The sequence below is a fragment of the Bradyrhizobium sp. 62B genome, assembly GCF_030272265.2.
Taxonomy (GTDB): Bacteria; Pseudomonadota; Alphaproteobacteria; order Rhizobiales; family Xanthobacteraceae; genus Bradyrhizobium.
On the sequence record NZ_CP092841.2, the window covers coordinates 5,202,039 to 5,218,565 of the forward strand.

The following is a 16,527-nucleotide window of genomic DNA, read 5'->3' on the forward strand; positions in this document are numbered from 1 at the left end:
TGACCACAGACCAAGTGGCATGGACGGCAAAGTTGACCACGTCCAAAACCTGCATCATGCTGTCATGGTTGGATGGATCCCATGCATCGCCTTTTGATTTTGCTTGGAGCATCACTGCTGTGTGGCGTCGCACTCGCTCAAGAGGACAAGAAGACCGACGACCTCAAGCCCGCTGATCCTGATACCGGCGAAAGCACCGTGCAGGAGACGACGCTGGGCTTGCTGCCCAACCCCTTCGAGAAACAGGGCATCAAGTTTGCGGTCACCTACATAGGCGAGGTTTTGGGGAATCCGTCCGGAGGCGCAAAACAGAGCGCCGTGTACGAGGATCGCATAAACTTCGCTTTCGACGCCGATCTCGAGAAGTTGGTAGGGCTTAAGCAGGTCACGTTCCACGCCAACGTCTTTCAGATAGACGGCGGCGGACTGTCCCGAGGTTCGCTGTTCAATTTCATGGACGTTAGCGGTATTGAGGCACTGCCGACGACCCGTCTCTATGAGGCTTGGTTCGAAAAGAAATGGGGCGAGAAGATCGCGTTCAGGGCGGGGCAGCTTGCCGCCGATACGGAATTCATGACGTCGAAGTACACGGACGTCTTCACGAACGCCTCTCTCGGTTGGCCGGCCGGTCTGTCGCTCAATCTCCCGAGCGGCGGTCCTTCGCCGCCGCTTGCCGCCATGGGAGCACGCCTGCGTGCCGTCTTGAGCGACAATCTCTCGGTGCTGGGCGCCGTATTCGACGGCAATGCGGCTGGCCCGGGCTTCAACGACCCGCAGCTACGCAATCGCTACGGCGTCAATTTCCGCGTGAATGATCCGCCTCTCGTTCTCTACGAAGCGCAATTGCAATGGAACGCGAAGAAGAGTGATCCCGGCCTCGACGGCAAGCTCAAGCTTGGCGGCTGGCGCCATTTCGGCAGCTTCACGGACCTGCGCTTCGATACGACAGGCCTTTCGCTGGCGGATCCAGCGAGTTCGGGAACGCCTGCCGGCATCGCAGGCGACTACGGCCTCTACGCCGTGTTCGAACAGAAGCTCTATCGCGTCGGCCGCGACGACGATCGCGGCATCGGCGTATTCGCTCGCGGGTCCTATGGACCGTCCGATCGCAATCTGATCGATATCTACGCCGACGGTGGCCTCGAGTTCATCGGGCTGTCCGACGCGCGTCCCCGGGACAAGTTCGGCATCGCGGCTGCTTACGCCCACGTGTCGCGTCGCGCGCAGGCACTTGATCGGGACTTCCAGTCGATCTCCGGGCTGCGATGGCCGCTGCGGACTTCAGAAGAGCTCCTGACGGCCGTCTACCAGTACGAAGTTCAAGCCGGTCTGACGATTCAGCCGAATGTCCAGTTCATCCGCCGTCCCGGTGGAGGCGCCACGGATCCCCTCGGGACATCGGCCGGGAGGCATCTCAAGAATGCGACCGTTGTCGGATTGCGGTCGGTCATCAAGTTCTGATAGTCTGTTTCGGCTGGGGGGCTCACCCAGAAATTCGGGAAAACTAGGCAGTGCTTGTACTGTTTTCCCGAACCCTTGTCATCATTCGCCGGGTTCTCGCATGCCGCATCTCTTATGCAGGCGAATTAGTAGGTCTGATTTCGTTCTACTGGCGTGTATTGGTAAGCGGCACACGCTGGGGTGTCCTGCTAGGACATTTGGTCGGGAAAGTGGATTTCGAATTGGTCGTTTTCGGTGTCACCAAATGCCAAGAGGGGTGCGGCTGGGTGAGCCCCGTCGCATAGAGCAAGTCGGCTCCCCCGAAGCATCGGATGTCCCACAACCTCTCGATTAGCCATTTGGAACCTTTGTTCCCTTTGGTACTTAAAAGCTTCGCATCACGGAGGTGAGTCGTGTCCGAGAGAAGGGAAACTGAGCCATCGTCGCCAGGGCGCCCGCCGCCCGGCCCGTCATGTCCGAAGTGCAATCTGCCTTCGCGCTACAGCATGTCCATCCTTGATATCAAGAGCGATAGATTGGTGCCGATTTATCGGTGCGACCAATGCCGCGAAGAAGTTTGGATGTAGAATAAGCCGCCCTGATCGCTTCATGACCGCCCTCACCCGCCGCCGCTCTGCCAATTCGCACCAAGAGAGCTGGGCGATCTACTTCGGCGACGTCCGGATCGGCCAGATCGGCATGCGCGCGGGGGTGCCGACCAGCGCACAACAATGGGCGTGGAGCCTCGGCTTCTATCCCAGCACCGACATCGGCAACCGAAGCCACGGCACCGCCGACACGTTCGAGCTCGCCCGCGATGCGTTCGATCGCGCATGGACGGAACTTGCGCCGACCATCACCGAGGCCGATTACGATCGCTGGCGCGAAGAACGCGACTTCACCGCATGGAAACAAAGGATGTGGGACATGAAGCTTCCGCTGCCGACCCAGGCAAGTGACGGCCACGCGCGCTGCTTCTGCGGCGATGCCATCGACATTTCCGGCATGCACGCGCACGTCGACAAGGGGGGCTGATGCTCCACAAGAGCGGCACCTATGTGAAACTGCTCACGCCGGGCGAGGATCTGCTGGCGAAATAGCACTTTGGCCTGTTGTTGCGGAACGACTTGTCGGGAGCAGCTTTTTACCGCCATGCCGAGATTCTTTTTCCACGTTACTCACGAACAAAAATACATCGACGACGAGGGCGAGGACCTCCCTGACAAGCACGCCGCTTGGAAGGAAGCGACCGTGACGGCCGGTCAGATGCTCCAGGGCATCGACGGTAAGCTAGCCCCCGGTCGGGACTGGCGAATGGAAGTCACCGACGAAGCGCAGAACAAGCTCTACGTTCTGCACATCCACGCCGAGAAGCCCGGCGCCTCTCGTTGATCTTTCCCAAGCACTATTCTGGAGGCCGCAGGCCGGGCGAGGTGATCCAGTCAGATAAGTGGGCGCCTGTTTCGGCAATCCGAGCCCTCTTAAGCAGGGCCTCGCGCTCTGGGCCTGCTGGTAACTCGCTGGCCTGTTCTTTGAGTTGGGCGGCCAGCTCTGCCATCCGTTGTTCGAGGGAGCGGGTTTGCTTCACTCTTCGGCGGTGCTGCGTCATGCCGATCCTCCCCAGGGCACTCACGCTCATAACGTTCCCGTCAAGGAACGGTTCCCAAGGCCATTAGGAACAGACACACTCGCTGATGCTTCTTCCTGTGCACCTGCCGGACAACAGGTGATCTCCTGTGGCGTGAGCGAGCCCCAGCCGTCCGGACAGCGGCTGGGGCTTTTTCGTTCGCGTTAGCTCACTTGATGCTTTCGCACTTCGCCAGGCTGCATGTTCAGCGCTGCGGCGTCATCTGCTCCCAGCTCTCGCCGAACCAGGCTGGCCGCCCACCCCTCAGGGATGACGTCGAGCACGGCGTCGATTGCTTTGTCCCGAGCGGTTGCGGCAAGCCAAATTTGGCGTTCGCCACTGTCAGTGATCACCCGGACAATATGCACGCGCTGCATCCTTCACCGTTTAATGCTCATGAGAGTTTTCCCGCTGCGCTTTCTCCGCCATGGCCATCCACTCTTCGCCCAGCTGCAGCCACGCTTCCTTGTCGGCAACACCAATCGCCCTCTGCGCCTCTTCAAGGCAGGCCTTCGCTTGGCGGAGGTATCTGTCAGCGTCATTGTCCATGAGCACCAAATGCAAGAGCAGGCCGAAGGTGCCTTAAAAAAACAACCGCGGGCGTGTTCTAGAACAGCGCCCGTGGCTGCGCCGCGACAGTCCGCACGAGTGGCGAGGAACTAAGCCGGCCGGCCCAGCTTGAATCCCGCCGGCTCGCCGCCGAGCTGGCCGAGCGGCCCCGACCGATATCCCCCGTAGCACCCCTGCGTGTCGGGGCCGTCTCTCCGCCTTTGTGTCGGAGTAAGCGTATGCGTTCCTCGCCCTCGATCGTGCCGGCCGACCGCCTCGACCGCGACATCTACCTGATCCTCGAGGATTTCGGCGCCCGTGCCGGCTGCACCTGGCGCGAGACCGACGAGGCCGATACGGACCTCGAGACCGTCCTAAGGGATATCCTGTCCGGCCAGTACGCCTATCCGCTAAGGATCGTCTGCTTCAACGCGATCGAGGGCTGGTCCCGCGATGCGACCTCGGACGTCGCGGACGCGTTGAGCGAGCGCATCGCCAACAGCGACGCCGAGGTCTCGCAGGCGCTGCAGGATTTTATCCAGGCCTACGGCACACGGCCATTCAATTTGCAGCTGGTGCTGCCGTTGCCGTTTCGCAGCGTCGCGTATGGCTGACGGTCGAGTTCCCGCGATCACCGGAGGTTAACCAGGCAAAACGTGCCAGCCGAGCCAGCGCTGCCGAGCAAGCGACAGAAAGCAAGCCCATCCAAAACACAGAGCGACCACGTGCGGCGCTGACGATCCGGATCGAACGTTTCCATGGGATTCACGCGGGATGTCCGGGGTCGACATCCTTCGGCGTCTTCTTCTCCCGCTGGGGCGTCATCTTCGTCGGACTTTCCCGTCCGGGGACCCCGCGGGGACCAAGCTGTTCACGCTGGATATCGTCTTCGGAGCGTTCGGGTTCAACGCCATTGATCGGCTTGTCGCGCATCATTCCATCCTCGCCTTGTCCTTCACGTCGCGGATCCAGTTCTCGGCCTCCTCCTTGGAGGTCACGATCTCCGGTTCATCGGGCAGCGCGATCGCGCTGAGCCTATTGAGTCGGCAAGCTGTTCCGCGGTACGCTTTTCCATTCTCGAGTCCTCGATCGCCTGCACGACGGCTTCGTCGTCGAGCACGTCCAGCAGCTGGTTGATGGTTTGCTCGCAATCTCTGGGGCCGGGCTCAACATGGCGGGCCAGAATGCCCTGAGCTTCCCGAAAGGCCTTCAGCACTCGTTTGTCCGGATCCATGACCGGTACTCCGCATACTCTGAGAGAAACGCAGCTATGAACGGCGCGTTCCTTTGCTCAGGCCCTTGAACGAGCTGGCCCGCAGAAGGCCTTCAGAGGTGATATCGCGGTACTCGATGTCCGCGTAGAACTTGGGCTCGACCCAGGTTGCCTTGGCTTTCTGATGGTCTTCGTCAGCTTCTGCTTCGGGCTAACGACGGTGTTGAGCGCCTTACGGATCTGCGCCGAGGTGGTTCGGCTCCATCCCGTGCCCACCTTGCCCATGTAGACAAGGTCTTTACCTTCCTTCTTGCCCAGATAGAGAGCTGCCACACCGGTCGGATCCTTGATGAAGCCGACCACAGGGAATTTGCCCTTCTGAACGACCTTGACCTTCTGCCAGGCCTCCACCCGATCCGATCGGTACGGTGCATCCACCCGCTTGGAGACGATGCCTTCGTAGTTCAACTTGCTGGTCGCCGCGAAGAGTGCCTGCCCCTCTCCCTCGTGGTGCACGCTATAAAGGATGGGATCGTTGAGGTGGTGTTCCTCGATCAGCTCCTTGAGCAGCCTCTTCCGTTTGGGAATCTTTGCGCAGGTCTACCTACCCTATTCACTACTCTCCAACGGGCCAAAGCATCCGGCGTTCCAGTTTTGGGGGCCGCTGAGCCCATTGGTGATCGTAGGTGCTGCGCTCTTTTGTTTCGGGTTGGCTTCGATCGATTGAGCGCCACGAGTTGGTCAGAGCCCATAGTTCACCAGCCGTAAGCACGCGCTCAAACAACTCGCCCTCAATGTTCACAAGTGAACCTGAGCTGGGCGTCGAACGCAGTATCATTGCCAGGCGTCGGAAGACCCAAAAGCCCCGCCCAGAGCAAACCAGACGTAATCTCATCCCGGTCGCCGTAGAGCATGATGCTCTCGGCCGCTTTCATGCCGGATTGTGCCCGCTCGAAGTCGCCAAATTTCGGATCGTTCGGTGTCCGCTGCCTGCGCCAGCGCCGATTCTTCAAGCTGATCTTAGCCCGCTTCTCGGCAATCGTGCGAAAGATCTTTCGACGGGCGGGATGGGCAGTTACACCATTGCAAATTATCTTGATGAACTGAAGGTGCCGACCTTCGCCGGATCCCTTAATTGGGACCATACCACCATTGACTCAATGCTGAGGAACCGAGCCACGTACGGTGAGTACCAGCCGAAGTCTTTCGCCGAAGGCCATAAGAGGCCATCCCGAGCGGCCCTCCCATCTCCAACTATTAGCCTGCAGTCATAGACAAGGCCACTTTTGATACTGCGCAGCTAGCACGCCAACAAAATCTGCCGCACCGCGGGCGCAAAGGAAATGATCTCGCCAATATCTTCGGTGACCTATACGTCCGCTGATCGGAGCGGCCCGGAAGCTTGTCCCTGATCGCCAAACCGACGCGATTGACCCAGAGCGGACTCTGGGAGACCGGTACGCAGCTCGCCTTTTGACCCGTCGCGGGCGACAGGCTTCGCCCGGCGCGCTTGCATGCAAGGCCCTCTTTCGCGCTAAGCAGCTACGCCGCTCGGCAAACAGCAGCCGAGTCGCCCGAAAGATTTTTTGCTCAGCCCCCTTGAACAGAAAATCACCCGCTCCTAGGTCGTTTTCCGCCCGGGGGCCGGTTCCGGACCCGGATTTTGGACATCGCTGAACCTATCAAGGAGGATGTGCATGCATTTCCGCCCGTTGCACGATCGTGTGCTCGTGCGCCGCATTGATGCCGAGGAGAAGACCGCCGGCGGCATCATCATTCCCGACACCGCAAAGGAGAAGCCGCAGCAGGGCGAAATCATCGCCGCCGGGTCAGGCGCGCGTAATGAGCAAGGCCAGCTCGTGCCGCTCGACGTCGAGGTCGGCGACTGGGTGCTGTTCGGAAAGTGGTCGGGCACCGAGGTCGAGATCGACGGCGAGGAGCTCTTGATCATGAAGGAAAGCGACCTTCTCGGCGTGGTCGAACAGGCCGGCGCGCTGAAGAAGGCGGCGTAACTGACAGTCATCGAACGGAAAGGAGTTTGCAACATGGCTGCCAAGGACGTGAAGTTCGCGACCGAAGCCCGCGAGCGCATGCTGCGGGGCGTCGACACACTGGCGAATGCGGTCAAGGTCACGCTCGGTCCGAAGGGACGCAACGTCGTCATCGAGAAATCGTTCGGCGCGCCGCGCATCACCAAGGATGGCGTCACCGTCGCCAAGGAGATCGAACTAGACGACAAATTCGAAAACATGGGCGCCCAGATGGTGCGCGAGGTCGCCTCAAAAACCAATGATCTCGCCGGCGACGGCACCACGACGGCGACCGTGTTAGCCCAGGCCATTGTCAAGGAAGGCACCAAGGCGGTGGCCGCCGGCATGAATCCGATGGACCTCAAGCGCGGCATAGACCTTGCCGTGGAGGCCATCGTGACCGACCTCAAATCGCACGCCAAGAAGGTCACCTCCAACGACGAAATCGCCCAGGTGGGCACCATCTCCGCTAATGGTGATACCGAGATCGGCCGCTTCCTCGCGGAGGCCATGCAGAAGGTCGGCAACGAGGGCGTGATTACGGTCGAGGAAGCCAAGAGCCTGCACACCGAGCTCGATGTGGTCGAAGGCATGCAGTTCGATCGCGGCTACGTCTCACCCTACTTCGTCACCAACGCGGAGAAGATGCGGGTCGAGCTCGAGGAGCCTTATGTGCTGCTTCACGAGAAGAAGCTGTCGGGTCTGCAGACGATGCTGCCGCTGCTCGAGCAGGTCGTGCAATCCGGCAAGCCGCTCCTGATCATCGCGGAGGAGGTCGAAGGCGAGGCGCTGGCGACGCTGGTCGTCAACCGCCTGCGCGGCGGCTTGAAGGTGGCCGCAGTCAAGGCGCCCGGCTTCGGCGATCGCCGCAAGGCGATGCTGGAGGACATCGCGATCCTCACCGGCGGCACCGTGATCTCCGAAGACCTCGGTATCAAGCTCGAGAACGTCACCGTGAAGATGCTTGGCCGTGCTAAGAAGGTCGTGATCGACAAGGAGAACACGACGATCGTGAACGGTGCCGGCGCCAAGAAGGACATCGAGGCGCGCAGCCAGCAGATCAGGGCGCAGATCGAGGAAACCACCTCGGACTATGACCGGGAGAAGCTGCAGGAGCGGCTGGCCAAGCTTGCCGGGGGCGTCGCGGTGATCCGGGTCGGTGGCGCGACCGAGGTTGAGGTCAAGGAGCGCAAGGACCGCGTGGACGACGCGCTGCATGCGACGCGGGCAGCCGTCGAGGAGGGCATCCTGCCCGGCGGCGGTGTGGCGCTGCTGCGCGCCGTCAAGGCGCTCGACGGGGTCAAGACCACCAATGCCGATCAGAAGGCGGGCGTGGACATCGTGCGTCGCGCGATCCAGGTGCCGGCCCGGCAGATTGTGCAGAATGCGGGCGAGGACGGCTCCGTCGTCGTCGGCAAGCTCCTCGAGAACGAGACCTATACGTGGGGCTTCAACGCGGCGACCGGGGAGTACCAGGACATGGTGCAGGCCGGCGTGATCGATCCCGCCAAGGTGGTGCGTACTGCCTTGCAGGACGCGGCCTCAGTCGCCTCGCTGCTCATCACGACCGAAGCGCTGGTGGCTGACAAGCCGAAAAAGACCGAAGCGGCGAACGCTCCTGCAATGGACTTCTGAGATGAACGAGCCCGGCGCTGCCGCCGGGCTCGCTTTCCCTTGTGTCACGACCACTGGATCCGTTTTCGAACGATTGGAGCATGGAGATGATCAAACATCTTACTTTCTCCGCTCGCGCGGAGAACAACCAAACGGGGCGGCACCTCGCGGCCTTGGCCGTTGCCGCCAGTCTCTCTCTCGTGCCCGTTGCGGGTTATGGCGCCGAGAATCTGGGTTCTGGAGCCAAGCCAGCAGACACTTTCGAAAGGTTGACGTTGCCTCCGATCCCATACCTGGACACGATGCCGTGGTCGGGGTGGGAGCGGACCAACGCCACCATCAAGGTGGATACGCTGCTCTCACCGGTTCTGGGGCCGTCGGGTATTCGTCTCGACGCGACCCCGCACGATCAAGGCCGGTCACTGCCGGCCATGAGCTGAAGCGTCGGAGCGGCCCGCGGGCCGCTCCGCTAGGACGAGCTCCGGCGCGAGCATCGCCGGAACACAACGGTGATCGGCCTCCTTGCTCGGAATGTTGAAGAGACTTCAAGCCAGGGAGACGGACTTTCCGCGCGGAGAGGCGCGCAGTTCGGCTGCGCCCGCCCGGGAGATCGCGACCGGCTCCGCTGCGGCCTCACGCAGCGAGATTGAGAAGCCGCGCCGCAATGGGCGCAGGAGCGCCAATTTTAGCGCCGACTTTTCGGCCGAGCGCATTGTCCCTGACATCTGCACCGGGTGCTGATCGGACTTTCGGCCGATCAGCGGTGCTCGTTCTCACGAGGTCGCGGCCGCGCGGGTCCGGCTCGGTCAAGAGCGCGCAGACATTTGCCTTGATCCGCTGCAGCGCGCGCTGCTCGATCTGCCGGATTCGCTCGCGCGAGATGCCGAACTGACCGGCAAGCTCTTCCAGCGTCTTTTGCTGCTCGTCGAGATGTCGTGCCCTGATGATGCTGCGCTCGCGTGGCGACAGCGCAGCAAGCGCCTCGGCGAGAGCAATCCTCTCTCGTTCGCGGTCACTCACCTCCACCAGAAAGCTCTCGGGATCGGGGGAGGGATCGACGAGGCGATCCTGCCACTCGCTTCCATCGGTGTCGGCGCTAAGCGGCACGTTGAGCGATATGTCGCCGCGCAGCCGGCCGTCCATCTCGATCACATCGCTCGCTCTCACCTTGAGGCTGCCGGCGATCTGCTTGAGCTGATCGGTACGCAGCTCACCATCCTCTGGGGCACCGAGTCTGCTCTTCAGCTTGCGGAGGTTGAAGAACAGCTTCTTCTGCGCAGCGGTGGTGCCGAGCTTGACCAGCGACCATGATCTCAAGATGTACTCCTGCACCGCCGCCTTGATCCACCAAGTCGCATAGGTCGCAAGCCGAAAGCCCATCTCGGGGTCGAACCGCTTGACGGCCAACATCAGCCCGACATTGGCTTCGGAAATGAGGTCGGCGATGGCGAGGCCATAGCGGCGATGCTGAAGCGCGATTTTTGCGGCCAGTCGCAGATGGCTGGTCACCAGCCGGTAGGCCGCCTCGGGGTCGCCGCGATCACGCAAGCGGCGCGCGTATTCGATTTCCTCCGGCGCCTCGAGCAATGGAAATCGATGGATCTCGTTCAAATAGCGGGACAGCCCGCGTTCGGAATGAATCGCGGGAAGCGAGGAGACAGGCAGCATCGCTCACTCCTCCTCGACATCATTTGCACAGAGCCGGAGCGCCCTGTTGCTTGAAGCGCTGGGCGCGGCTCGTCCTGCAGGCCGCGCAGTTTGGGCACAGGTCTTTCTCATGTCCAAATCTCCAGAGAGTAAGATGGTCAAAACCACCTGATCGCCTGACCCGTTGAGCCCAACCAGGCGCCCAAGCGCCTCAGGCCGGTGGTGCCCTTAGAATTTAATAAGGGGCTGAATGTTCCGGCGTGAATGAGCCGCAAGCAACGCCCTCTGGCTGTCCCTTGAACTGCAACGTCTTCGTTCTACCTTGATCCCTGCAGGCGGTTTGCGTGCACTCAGCGAGCAGCCGGACAGCACCCATGCTTGGTTTCGTGGGATGGACAATTATCGTGATCTCGTTAGCGCGGCCCTCACGCTGTTCTGCGCCGGCGTGATAATGGTCGCCGGTCACCTCTTCATCGAATGGCGCGCCAGGAATGGGGATTCCGGCCTGGAGATGGAGGCGCCCAAGAGCGAAAACCTCCTCCCTTTTCCGTTGATCTCGAATGGATCCCCCTCGAACAAGGAGATGATGGAACTTCCAGCCGAACTTCGGCGGAAGCGGGCCGCGTAGCCCGGGCTAGCCATGAGACATCGAGCGCCGACCGACTACAGATGAGGTCCGGCCGAACGGCCGGGCCTTATCTGAGGTCACCAGGGATATCAAAGGGGTAAGCGCGCGGATAATAGCGGACAGTCCGGTGGTACCAGGGTCCATAATAACGCTGGCGGTCCGTAGACCGGAGCGTAGTAGATCAGCGGGGCCGCAGCCGCGGCTAATGCTCCGGGATCGACGCGCCAGTTGCGATCGAGCCAGCTGCGCCAGGGGCCAATGCCGCCGCGCTTCGGCCAGTATTCCGCAAGCATCTGATAGCCGCCATGCATCCCATCAATGACGTCGCGATCGTCCCCGCGATCGTCCAGCAGATGGTCAATAAGGGATTGCCAGGAGGGCAGCCCCACCGCCATCGAAATGCCGGCGCCGACGAACAGGATTGCACAACGCCGCCTGATCGCAGCGGCCATGGTTTCGTGAGGCCGCTCCTCCGCTATGAGGTCCGCTGGTTGCTGGTTCATCTCACTTGAATGACCGGATCGGCGGCGCGTTCCTAAGCAGCCGTCATCCATCGAGGAAAGATCCGCCCTTCCCAGTCTGTGCCGCGAGGCGCACGATCAGCCGCCGGAGCTCGGCCTTGGGGACCACGCGGGCCGCTGTTTTGGCTGAAACCCAGATCGCCTCGCGTTCGCCCTTCTCGGGCCACCAGCGCTCCTGGCCATGCACCTTCATTGGAAACACCGCGACATTCATGGTCTGCTTGCGCTCGCCCTTGCGCTTGCGATGCTAAGCTACCCAACGCGCTTTGCGATCACACCGATGAGCCCGGCCTCCTCGTAGGCTTCGAGCGCAGCTGTACGGTGCGGCTCCGTATTGCGAATCAAGGAGCCCTTGGGGACACTCCACCTGCGTTTACGTCTCGTCGTGATCAGCATCACGTGAAGCTCGGATTTGTGCCGACGAAACGGCAGTGCGGCGAATTGCTTCTTGCCCATCAGGTATCTCCAACGGGTTGACAAGCAACGCCTAACCCTGTGGTTCCTGCAAAGAGAGCGGGCCCGGGTGCACCCATCAGAATTTCCGCTCCACCATTTTGAGGCGCAGCGCGGAAATGGCCTCGCCGGGATTGAGGCCTTTCGGGCAGGCTTTGGCGCAGTTGAGGATGGTATGGCATCGATAGATCCGGAAGGGGTCTTCGAGCCTGTCGAGGCGCTCACCGGTCGCCTCATCGCAGCTGTCCTTGATCCAGCGTGACGCCTGGATCAGGCTGCGGGACCGAGGAAGCGCTCGGAATTCCACCAATAGCTCGGACAGGATGTGGAGCAGCAGGCGCAAAGGATGCATTCGTACAGACCGTCCAGCCTGGCTCTGTCCTCATGGCTCTGTCGCCATTCCTTCTGCGGCGTCGGCGACGTCGTCTGTAGCCAGGGTTCGATCAAAGCAAGCTGTGCGTAGAAATTCGTCAGGTCCGACACCAGATCCTTCACCACCGGCTGATGCGGCAAGGGTAGCACGCGAAGCGGCTCACCGTCGGCAACGTCCTCGCTCATCGACTTCGTGCAAGCCAGCGTGTTTTGGCCGGCGATGTTCATCGAGCAGGTGCCACAGACGCCCTCGCGGCACGAGCGCCTGAGTCAGACTCGAGTCGATGTTGTTCTTGATCCAGATCAGTCGATCCAGGACCATCGGTCCGTGTCCACGAAGTAGGTATCGAGCCTGGGATTGCGGCCGTCATCGGGACTCCAGCGGTAAACGCGGAATTCACGCAGGGGCTTCCCCGGCGGCCTCGGCCCTACGCTCCCCTTTTCAAGGCGGGAGCCTTTCGGCAGCCTGAACTCGACCACAGTTCACCTCCGGCCCGTTAGAAGGCTTTCACGTCCGTCAAACTCAGACGGATCCGAAGCAGCGCAGCTGAAGCACATCGTCCAATGACAGCCCGAATAGAACAATACGGAAGGCGGGCGCCGTGGCGAGCACGAGCAGCAGCAGGAAGAGCGCGTAGACCAGCCCGGGCGGGGTTCTTTTAACGAGGCTGTAGACCGCCTTGCCCATGAACTTTCCCCTGCGCTCCGCGCACCAGACTGCCACCCATGACCAGCATCGCAGCTCCCCACAACAGAAAGCCGATATCCCAAAACACCCGCTGCGCTTCGGGCGCCGTCTCGTTAACCTGATGCAGCCGCAAAATCTGGTGATCGACGACGCCCTCGACCAGATTGAAGACGCCCCAACCGAGCAACATAGCGCCAAGACATTGCGCGTTCGACCAGTCAAATCCATCCTTCCGCGCCCGCTGCCACAGTAGGTAGAGGCCTGTGAGCAAGAGAACGTAGGCGGCGCTGTGGAATAGGCCGTCCCACAGCGTGTTGAGCCTGACGTTGTCGAGGGAGTTGAGAGGATACCAGCTACTCAACATATGATGCCATTGCAGCAGCTGGTGAAACACGATCCCATCGAAGAATGCGCCCAGCCCAAGCCCAAGGAGGATGCCTGCGGATGTCGGGAAGCGATTGGACTTCTCGTCTTGCATTTGATGCACTCACATAAAGGGCAAAAGATGCGGGGCAAGTCATCACGCTCTTCGGGCGTTCCTATGTTTTGCGCCTCTGCTTCGCTGATGCCCACGGATCGCAATCTGCACGCGCGGCGGCAATAACATGCGTTAACGCCGCGACTTCCCAAATACGGATCGCGATCGGATCTTTGGGAACAAAGGATGCGGCCAACGCGTCTGTTGCCCACATGTTGAAGGGGCAACATGGCGGGCCCCTTGGACGTCGCAGCACGCCCCGGCGGCTAACACCGGTGCCTACTTCAGCGGCCAAACAGAAGAGAGAGAGGTTGCCATGCCCTACGCCGTGTTCAAGGATGGTGAGAAGCTGAGCCGGACGTTCTCGACCAAACAGGAGACGCTCAAGAAGGCCGATGAGGCAGGGCCGAGCACGACGATGCGCGCCCCTTGCTTGAGGACGAGTTGAAGATCGAGCCGTGCGCTCCCGATCCTGAGCTTCACGATGACGCTGATCTCGATTGGATCCCGGCAAAGCCAACGCCGTGATATTCAACTGGTATCGCCGCAGCTCGTATCCGCTGGAACGACCGATTTCCTGGAGGGTTGGTCCCGCAGGCGAGAGCCCCTGCATTCCCATCCGAGTGAGGCAAAATGCCAAAGGCACCAAAGTCAGTCGAACATGATCCGAGAGAGACGCCGGCGGACGATCCGCGGCAGCAGACCGACATGCCTACGCACCGGCAAACCGACCGGCCCTGGCAGGGTAATCCAGAAAAGGATCAGATTGATCCAAACCGGCCTCCGATCGATCTCGAGAAATGGCAGAAATCGAATACCCATTAGCCGTCTCTAGCCAGCCGGTCCGAGCTTTCACGGATATCAATCAAGCGTGTGGATGACCGGCCGAAGCTCGCCCCCCTCGCCGATCTCAACGGTTGCAAGCGTGACCGGCAGCCTGAAGCGTCTCCGCCCGGCGCTGCCCGGATTGAGATAAAGGACGTCGTCGACCACCTTCACGCTCGCTCGGTGCGAGTGACCACAGATCACCGCAGTGATCCCGCTGGGCGCGGGCTTCGCGGCCAGCTCATTCAGATCATGCAATACATAAAAGCCATGTTCGCCGAGACGTACGGTCGTCGTCTCAGGATAATCGCGTGCCCAGGTGCCAACGTCGACATTGCCCCGGATGGCTGTCACCGGCGCTATCTGGCGCAACCCATCACATCGAGGATACGCGCGGCACCAATATCGCCGGCATGAATGATATGCGACGCGCCGGCGAGGCAGGGCGCCACCTCCGGCCTGAGCAGGCCATGCGTGTCCGAAATCACTCCAATCTTCAACGAGGCCCTCCTCTGGGCGGGCGGCAGATCCCGCGGGATTTGGAACCACCGTGACGCGCTTGCATTCAGCTTATCTAGCCGCAGTTCCCAATTGGGCAATAGCGGTGCGGCGGTAACCGCGCTCCCACGCGCTTGACCGGCCGATTCGGAAACGCAAAGCCGTCGACGTCGCAGCGACAGTCGGCAGGCCATCAAGACGAGATCACGAATGCTCGAAGATCTACAGGCCATCACGCAGCCCGGCGCGATCATCGCCGTCCTCCTCGTGCTGGCACTTATGGCAGCAGCCGACGCGGCCATCTTCATTGCGGCCAGGGGATGGCCGTTCTAGTCAGGCAGTCCGATGGTTGATGTTGGACATATCATCTTCCAAGGCTGGGCGCCGATCCTGCGAACCGCCATCGGCACGACCCTGACCTATGTCGCCCTCGTCATCATGCTCCGCGTCGCAGGCCCCGGACGCTTGCGAAATGGTACGCCTTCGACTTGATCGTCACCGTCGCGCTCGGCTCTACGTTCGCCAACCAATCATTGATCGGATTCTTCATCCTGATCGGTCTGCAATTCATCGTCGCCTTCTCGGTCGCGCACTGGAGCCAGTTGCGGGTCATAGTCAATCCGCAGCCGGCATTGCTCTTGCTTCGCGGAAAATTCGTTCACGATGCTATGCGCCGACAGCGCGTGGCCGAAGCAGACGTGCGGGCGGCTATTCGACACAAAGGCATTGACCGCGTTGAGGATGTCGGCGCGGTCGTGCTCGAGGCCGACGGCACGTTCAGCGTCATCAACCAGCTCGGATCCGGCGCCTCCGCGCTCGCCGATATCCCGGAGATGGGCGGCTCCAACTCCGCAAACCGCTCCGATGACGAATAGGAACCTTCATACGTTTGACCGGTTCGCCCTCCAACAGGGGAGCGCGGCGAACATCGATGCCTGTCCGGATGCGAACGGCTCTGGTGCCATTTGCGATGTTGCCGCTGGCCGCTTGCGCCGGCCGGCAGTCGGCGCTCGACCCGCAGGGACTTCAATCCAACCAGATCCTCCGGACTTTGTTCATCTTCCTAATTGTCGCAGCCGTGGTCTGGACCTCAGTCGTTGTCATGCTGGGCGTCGGGCTGCTGCGCCGGAAGCGCCATGCCGACCAGCCTCTTGCGCTGCACCAGGGCTTTGAGCGAACCAGCGGCCGCGTCGTCTTAGTGTTGGGGATCGCGACACTTGTCATCGTGCTCGGACTGTCGATCGTCAGCTATGCCGGTCAGCGTACCGTCTTCGCCAAGGATGAGCATGCGCTCACTCTCAAGATCATCGGGCATCAATGGTGGTGGGAAGTCCGCTACGAGGACGATAGCCCCGACAAGAGCTTCGTGACCGCGAACGAGATCCGGATTCCCACAGGCCTGCCGGTGAAAGTCGAGCTGGAATCCGCCGATGTGATCCACAGTTTTTGGGTGCCGAGCCTGACCGGAAAGATGGATCTGATCACCGGGCAGAAGAACGAGCTTCAATTCACGGCGAAAAATGCCGGCACCTATCGCGGCCAGTGTGCCGAGTTCTGCGGCCTTCAGCACGCCCATATGGCCTTCGCCGTCCTCGCGTTACCGTCCGATGAGTACGAGCGCTGGCGGGATCATGAAAACCGGAGCGCCACCAGCCCGGCGGACCCGCTCGGCAAGCAGGGCGAGCAGCTGTTTCGCGCAAGAGGCTGCGCACTCTGCCATACGATCCGCGGTACGCTCGCGGGCGGCCAGCTCGGCCCCGATCTCACGCATATCGGCAGCCGGACGACGATCGCAGCCGGAACGCTGCCGATGTCCTCGGCAACCCTCGGCGCCTGGATTGCCGACCCCCAGCACATCAAGCCCGGAAACAACATGCCGAAGATGCCGCTGCAGTCGAGCGAGCTGATCGCGATCATTCATTATCTGGAGCAGCTCAAGTGAAC

The 16,527-nt window shown here is 61.2% G+C and carries 23 protein-coding genes and 3 pseudogenes; 13 read left to right on the plus strand and 13 right to left on the minus strand.

Annotated features, from left to right (window positions below):
- Positions 1-72 precede the first annotated feature (72 nt).
- From ML401_RS24805 to ML401_RS24815, 3 genes are all read left to right on the plus strand, one after another.
- On the plus strand, positions 73-1,461 hold the full coding sequence (locus tag ML401_RS24805) for a carbohydrate porin (protein WP_376717300.1): 1,389 nt from the start codon (positions 73-75) through the stop codon (positions 1,459-1,461).
- A 588-nt stretch (positions 1,462-2,049) separates the two neighbouring features.
- Complete coding sequence (locus tag ML401_RS24810) at positions 2,050-2,475, plus strand: hypothetical protein (protein ID WP_285807259.1); 426 nt, start codon at positions 2,050-2,052, stop codon at positions 2,473-2,475.
- Between the two features lie 117 nt (positions 2,476-2,592).
- Complete coding sequence (locus ML401_RS24815) at positions 2,593-2,832, plus strand: DUF6894 family protein (protein WP_285807260.1); 240 nt, start codon at positions 2,593-2,595, stop codon at positions 2,830-2,832.
- A 622-nt stretch (positions 2,833-3,454) separates the two neighbouring features.
- Here the strand turns inward: ML401_RS24815 and ML401_RS24820 are convergent.
- The gene (locus ML401_RS24820; RefSeq protein ID WP_285807262.1) at positions 3,455-3,616 is read right to left on the minus strand and encodes a hypothetical protein; all 162 of its coding nucleotides are present in this window, start codon (positions 3,614-3,616) and stop codon (positions 3,455-3,457) included.
- Positions 3,617-3,855: 239 nt separating this feature from the next.
- Here ML401_RS24820 and ML401_RS24825 point away from each other — a divergent pair, with 239 nt between their 5' ends.
- The gene (locus ML401_RS24825; protein WP_285807263.1) at positions 3,856-4,230 is read left to right on the plus strand and encodes a hypothetical protein; all 375 of its coding nucleotides are present in this window, start codon (positions 3,856-3,858) and stop codon (positions 4,228-4,230) included.
- A gap of 151 nt (positions 4,231-4,381) precedes the next feature.
- Here the strand turns inward: ML401_RS24825 and ML401_RS24830 are convergent, their stop codons facing one another.
- The 4 genes and pseudogenes from ML401_RS24830 to ML401_RS24845 form a co-directional block, all read right to left on the minus strand.
- The gene (locus tag ML401_RS24830) at positions 4,382-4,552 is read right to left on the minus strand and encodes a hypothetical protein (RefSeq protein WP_285807264.1); all 171 of its coding nucleotides are present in this window, start codon (positions 4,550-4,552) and stop codon (positions 4,382-4,384) included.
- A 58-nt stretch (positions 4,553-4,610) separates the two neighbouring features.
- Complete coding sequence (locus tag ML401_RS24835) at positions 4,611-4,850, minus strand: hypothetical protein (RefSeq protein ID WP_285807265.1); 240 nt, start codon at positions 4,848-4,850, stop codon at positions 4,611-4,613.
- A gap of 34 nt (positions 4,851-4,884) precedes the next feature.
- Positions 4,885-5,114 (minus strand): annotated as a pseudogene (locus ML401_RS24840) (hypothetical protein).
- A 506-nt stretch (positions 5,115-5,620) separates the two neighbouring features.
- Positions 5,621-5,974: a hypothetical protein gene (locus ML401_RS24845; protein ID WP_285812814.1), complete on the minus strand. Its 354-nt coding sequence runs from the start codon at positions 5,972-5,974 to the stop codon at positions 5,621-5,623.
- Between ML401_RS24845 and ML401_RS24850 the strand changes: the two genes are divergently transcribed.
- From ML401_RS24850 to ML401_RS24865, 4 genes are all read left to right on the plus strand, one after another.
- Positions 5,897-6,103, plus strand: coding sequence for a recombinase family protein (locus tag ML401_RS24850; RefSeq protein WP_285812735.1), 207 nt, complete (start codon positions 5,897-5,899; stop codon positions 6,101-6,103). The genes ML401_RS24845 and ML401_RS24850 overlap by 78 nt on opposite strands.
- 423 nt (positions 6,104-6,526) lie before the next feature.
- On the plus strand, positions 6,527-6,841 hold the full coding sequence (gene groES / locus ML401_RS24855; protein WP_285807267.1) for a co-chaperone GroES: 315 nt from the start codon (positions 6,527-6,529) through the stop codon (positions 6,839-6,841).
- 33 nt (positions 6,842-6,874) lie between these two features.
- On the plus strand, positions 6,875-8,494 hold the full coding sequence (gene groL, locus ML401_RS24860) for a chaperonin GroEL (protein WP_285807268.1): 1,620 nt from the start codon (positions 6,875-6,877) through the stop codon (positions 8,492-8,494).
- Positions 8,495-8,574: 80 nt separating this feature from the next.
- Positions 8,575-8,913: a hypothetical protein gene (locus tag ML401_RS24865; protein WP_285807269.1), complete on the plus strand. Its 339-nt coding sequence runs from the start codon at positions 8,575-8,577 to the stop codon at positions 8,911-8,913.
- A 193-nt stretch (positions 8,914-9,106) separates the two neighbouring features.
- Here the strand turns inward: ML401_RS24865 and rpoH are convergent, their stop codons facing one another.
- The gene (gene rpoH, locus ML401_RS24870) at positions 9,107-10,141 is read right to left on the minus strand and encodes an RNA polymerase sigma factor RpoH (RefSeq protein WP_285807270.1); all 1,035 of its coding nucleotides are present in this window, start codon (positions 10,139-10,141) and stop codon (positions 9,107-9,109) included.
- A 370-nt stretch (positions 10,142-10,511) separates the two neighbouring features.
- On the opposite strand from rpoH, the gene ML401_RS24875 reads away from it, so the two are divergent.
- Complete coding sequence (locus ML401_RS24875; RefSeq protein ID WP_285807271.1) at positions 10,512-10,748, plus strand: hypothetical protein; 237 nt, start codon at positions 10,512-10,514, stop codon at positions 10,746-10,748.
- Positions 10,749-10,837: 89 nt separating this feature from the next.
- On the opposite strand, the gene ML401_RS24880 is transcribed toward ML401_RS24875, so the two are convergent.
- From ML401_RS24880 to ML401_RS24905, 6 genes and pseudogenes are all read right to left on the minus strand, one after another.
- Positions 10,838-11,200: a hypothetical protein gene (locus ML401_RS24880; protein ID WP_285807272.1), complete on the minus strand. Its 363-nt coding sequence runs from the start codon at positions 11,198-11,200 to the stop codon at positions 10,838-10,840.
- 94 nt (positions 11,201-11,294) lie between these two features.
- Positions 11,295-11,462: a hypothetical protein gene (locus ML401_RS24885; protein WP_376717301.1), complete on the minus strand. Its 168-nt coding sequence runs from the start codon at positions 11,460-11,462 to the stop codon at positions 11,295-11,297.
- Positions 11,463-11,521: 59 nt separating this feature from the next.
- On the minus strand, positions 11,522-11,725 hold the full coding sequence (locus ML401_RS24890) for a hypothetical protein (RefSeq protein ID WP_376717302.1): 204 nt from the start codon (positions 11,723-11,725) through the stop codon (positions 11,522-11,524).
- A 76-nt stretch (positions 11,726-11,801) separates the two neighbouring features.
- Positions 11,802-12,574: pseudogene (locus ML401_RS24895) on the minus strand (succinate dehydrogenase iron-sulfur subunit).
- Positions 12,575-12,617: 43 nt separating this feature from the next.
- Positions 12,618-12,782, minus strand: a complete 165-nt coding sequence (locus tag ML401_RS24900; protein WP_207889029.1) for a hypothetical protein — start codon at positions 12,780-12,782, stop codon at positions 12,618-12,620.
- Positions 12,754-13,260 carry a DUF2243 domain-containing protein gene (locus tag ML401_RS24905; protein WP_285807273.1) on the minus strand — a complete coding sequence of 169 codons (507 nt, stop codon included), beginning with the start codon at positions 13,258-13,260 and terminating at the stop codon, positions 12,754-12,756. The genes ML401_RS24900 and ML401_RS24905 overlap by 29 nt, the downstream gene beginning before the upstream one ends.
- A 316-nt stretch (positions 13,261-13,576) precedes the next feature.
- Here ML401_RS24905 and ML401_RS24910 point away from each other — a divergent pair, with 316 nt between their 5' ends.
- Positions 13,577-13,708 carry a hypothetical protein gene (locus tag ML401_RS24910; protein WP_285807274.1) on the plus strand — a complete coding sequence of 44 codons (132 nt, stop codon included), beginning with the start codon at positions 13,577-13,579 and terminating at the stop codon, positions 13,706-13,708.
- Between the two features lie 413 nt (positions 13,709-14,121).
- Here ML401_RS24910 and ML401_RS24915 read toward each other — a convergent pair.
- Positions 14,122-14,585, minus strand: a pseudogene (locus ML401_RS24915) (metallophosphoesterase family protein).
- Between the two features lie 208 nt (positions 14,586-14,793).
- On the opposite strand from ML401_RS24915, the gene ML401_RS24920 reads away from it, so the two are divergent.
- From ML401_RS24920 to coxB, 3 genes are all read left to right on the plus strand, one after another.
- Positions 14,794-14,916, plus strand: coding sequence for a hypothetical protein (locus tag ML401_RS24920; RefSeq protein WP_285807276.1), 123 nt, complete (start codon positions 14,794-14,796; stop codon positions 14,914-14,916).
- A 155-nt stretch (positions 14,917-15,071) separates the two neighbouring features.
- Positions 15,072-15,458 (plus strand): DUF421 domain-containing protein, encoded by a 387-nt coding sequence (locus ML401_RS24925; RefSeq protein ID WP_285807277.1) that lies wholly within the window; start codon positions 15,072-15,074, stop codon positions 15,456-15,458.
- Between the two features lie 56 nt (positions 15,459-15,514).
- Complete coding sequence (gene coxB, locus ML401_RS24930; protein ID WP_285807278.1) at positions 15,515-16,525, plus strand: cytochrome c oxidase subunit II; 1,011 nt, start codon at positions 15,515-15,517, stop codon at positions 16,523-16,525.
- The last annotated feature ends 2 nt before the right edge of the window (positions 16,526-16,527 follow it).

Coding starts and splice junctions, on each gene's coding strand:
- ML401_RS24805 (WP_376717300.1), top strand. CDS start 73: ATGGATCCCATGCATCGCCTTTTGATTTTGCTTGGAGCATCACTGCTG.
- ML401_RS24810 (WP_285807259.1), top strand. CDS start 2,050: ATGACCGCCCTCACCCGCCGCCGCTCTGCCAATTCGCACCAAGAGAGC.
- ML401_RS24815 (WP_285807260.1), top strand. CDS start 2,593: ATGCCGAGATTCTTTTTCCACGTTACTCACGAACAAAAATACATCGAC.
- ML401_RS24820 (WP_285807262.1), bottom strand. CDS start 3,616: ATGGACAATGACGCTGACAGATACCTCCGCCAAGCGAAGGCCTGCCTT.
- ML401_RS24825 (WP_285807263.1), top strand. CDS start 3,856: ATGCGTTCCTCGCCCTCGATCGTGCCGGCCGACCGCCTCGACCGCGAC.
- ML401_RS24830 (WP_285807264.1), bottom strand. CDS start 4,552: ATGATGCGCGACAAGCCGATCAATGGCGTTGAACCCGAACGCTCCGAA.
- ML401_RS24835 (WP_285807265.1), bottom strand. CDS start 4,850: ATGGATCCGGACAAACGAGTGCTGAAGGCCTTTCGGGAAGCTCAGGGC.
- ML401_RS24850 (WP_285812735.1), top strand. CDS start 5,897: ATGGGCAGTTACACCATTGCAAATTATCTTGATGAACTGAAGGTGCCG.
- ML401_RS24845 (WP_285812814.1), bottom strand. CDS start 5,974: ATGGTCCCAATTAAGGGATCCGGCGAAGGTCGGCACCTTCAGTTCATC.
- groES (WP_285807267.1), top strand. CDS start 6,527: ATGCATTTCCGCCCGTTGCACGATCGTGTGCTCGTGCGCCGCATTGAT.
- groL (WP_285807268.1), top strand. CDS start 6,875: ATGGCTGCCAAGGACGTGAAGTTCGCGACCGAAGCCCGCGAGCGCATG.
- ML401_RS24865 (WP_285807269.1), top strand. CDS start 8,575: ATGGAGATGATCAAACATCTTACTTTCTCCGCTCGCGCGGAGAACAAC.
- rpoH (WP_285807270.1), bottom strand. CDS start 10,141: ATGCTGCCTGTCTCCTCGCTTCCCGCGATTCATTCCGAACGCGGGCTG.
- ML401_RS24875 (WP_285807271.1), top strand. CDS start 10,512: ATGGACAATTATCGTGATCTCGTTAGCGCGGCCCTCACGCTGTTCTGC.
- ML401_RS24880 (WP_285807272.1), bottom strand. CDS start 11,200: ATGGCCGCTGCGATCAGGCGGCGTTGTGCAATCCTGTTCGTCGGCGCC.
- ML401_RS24885 (WP_376717301.1), bottom strand. CDS start 11,462: ATGAAGGTGCATGGCCAGGAGCGCTGGTGGCCCGAGAAGGGCGAACGC.
- ML401_RS24890 (WP_376717302.1), bottom strand. CDS start 11,725: ATGGGCAAGAAGCAATTCGCCGCACTGCCGTTTCGTCGGCACAAATCC.
- ML401_RS24900 (WP_207889029.1), bottom strand. CDS start 12,782: ATGGGCAAGGCGGTCTACAGCCTCGTTAAAAGAACCCCGCCCGGGCTG.
- ML401_RS24905 (WP_285807273.1), bottom strand. CDS start 13,260: ATGCAAGACGAGAAGTCCAATCGCTTCCCGACATCCGCAGGCATCCTC.
- ML401_RS24910 (WP_285807274.1), top strand. CDS start 13,577: ATGCCCTACGCCGTGTTCAAGGATGGTGAGAAGCTGAGCCGGACGTTC.
- ML401_RS24920 (WP_285807276.1), top strand. CDS start 14,794: ATGCTCGAAGATCTACAGGCCATCACGCAGCCCGGCGCGATCATCGCC.
- coxB (WP_285807278.1), top strand. CDS start 15,515: ATGCCTGTCCGGATGCGAACGGCTCTGGTGCCATTTGCGATGTTGCCG.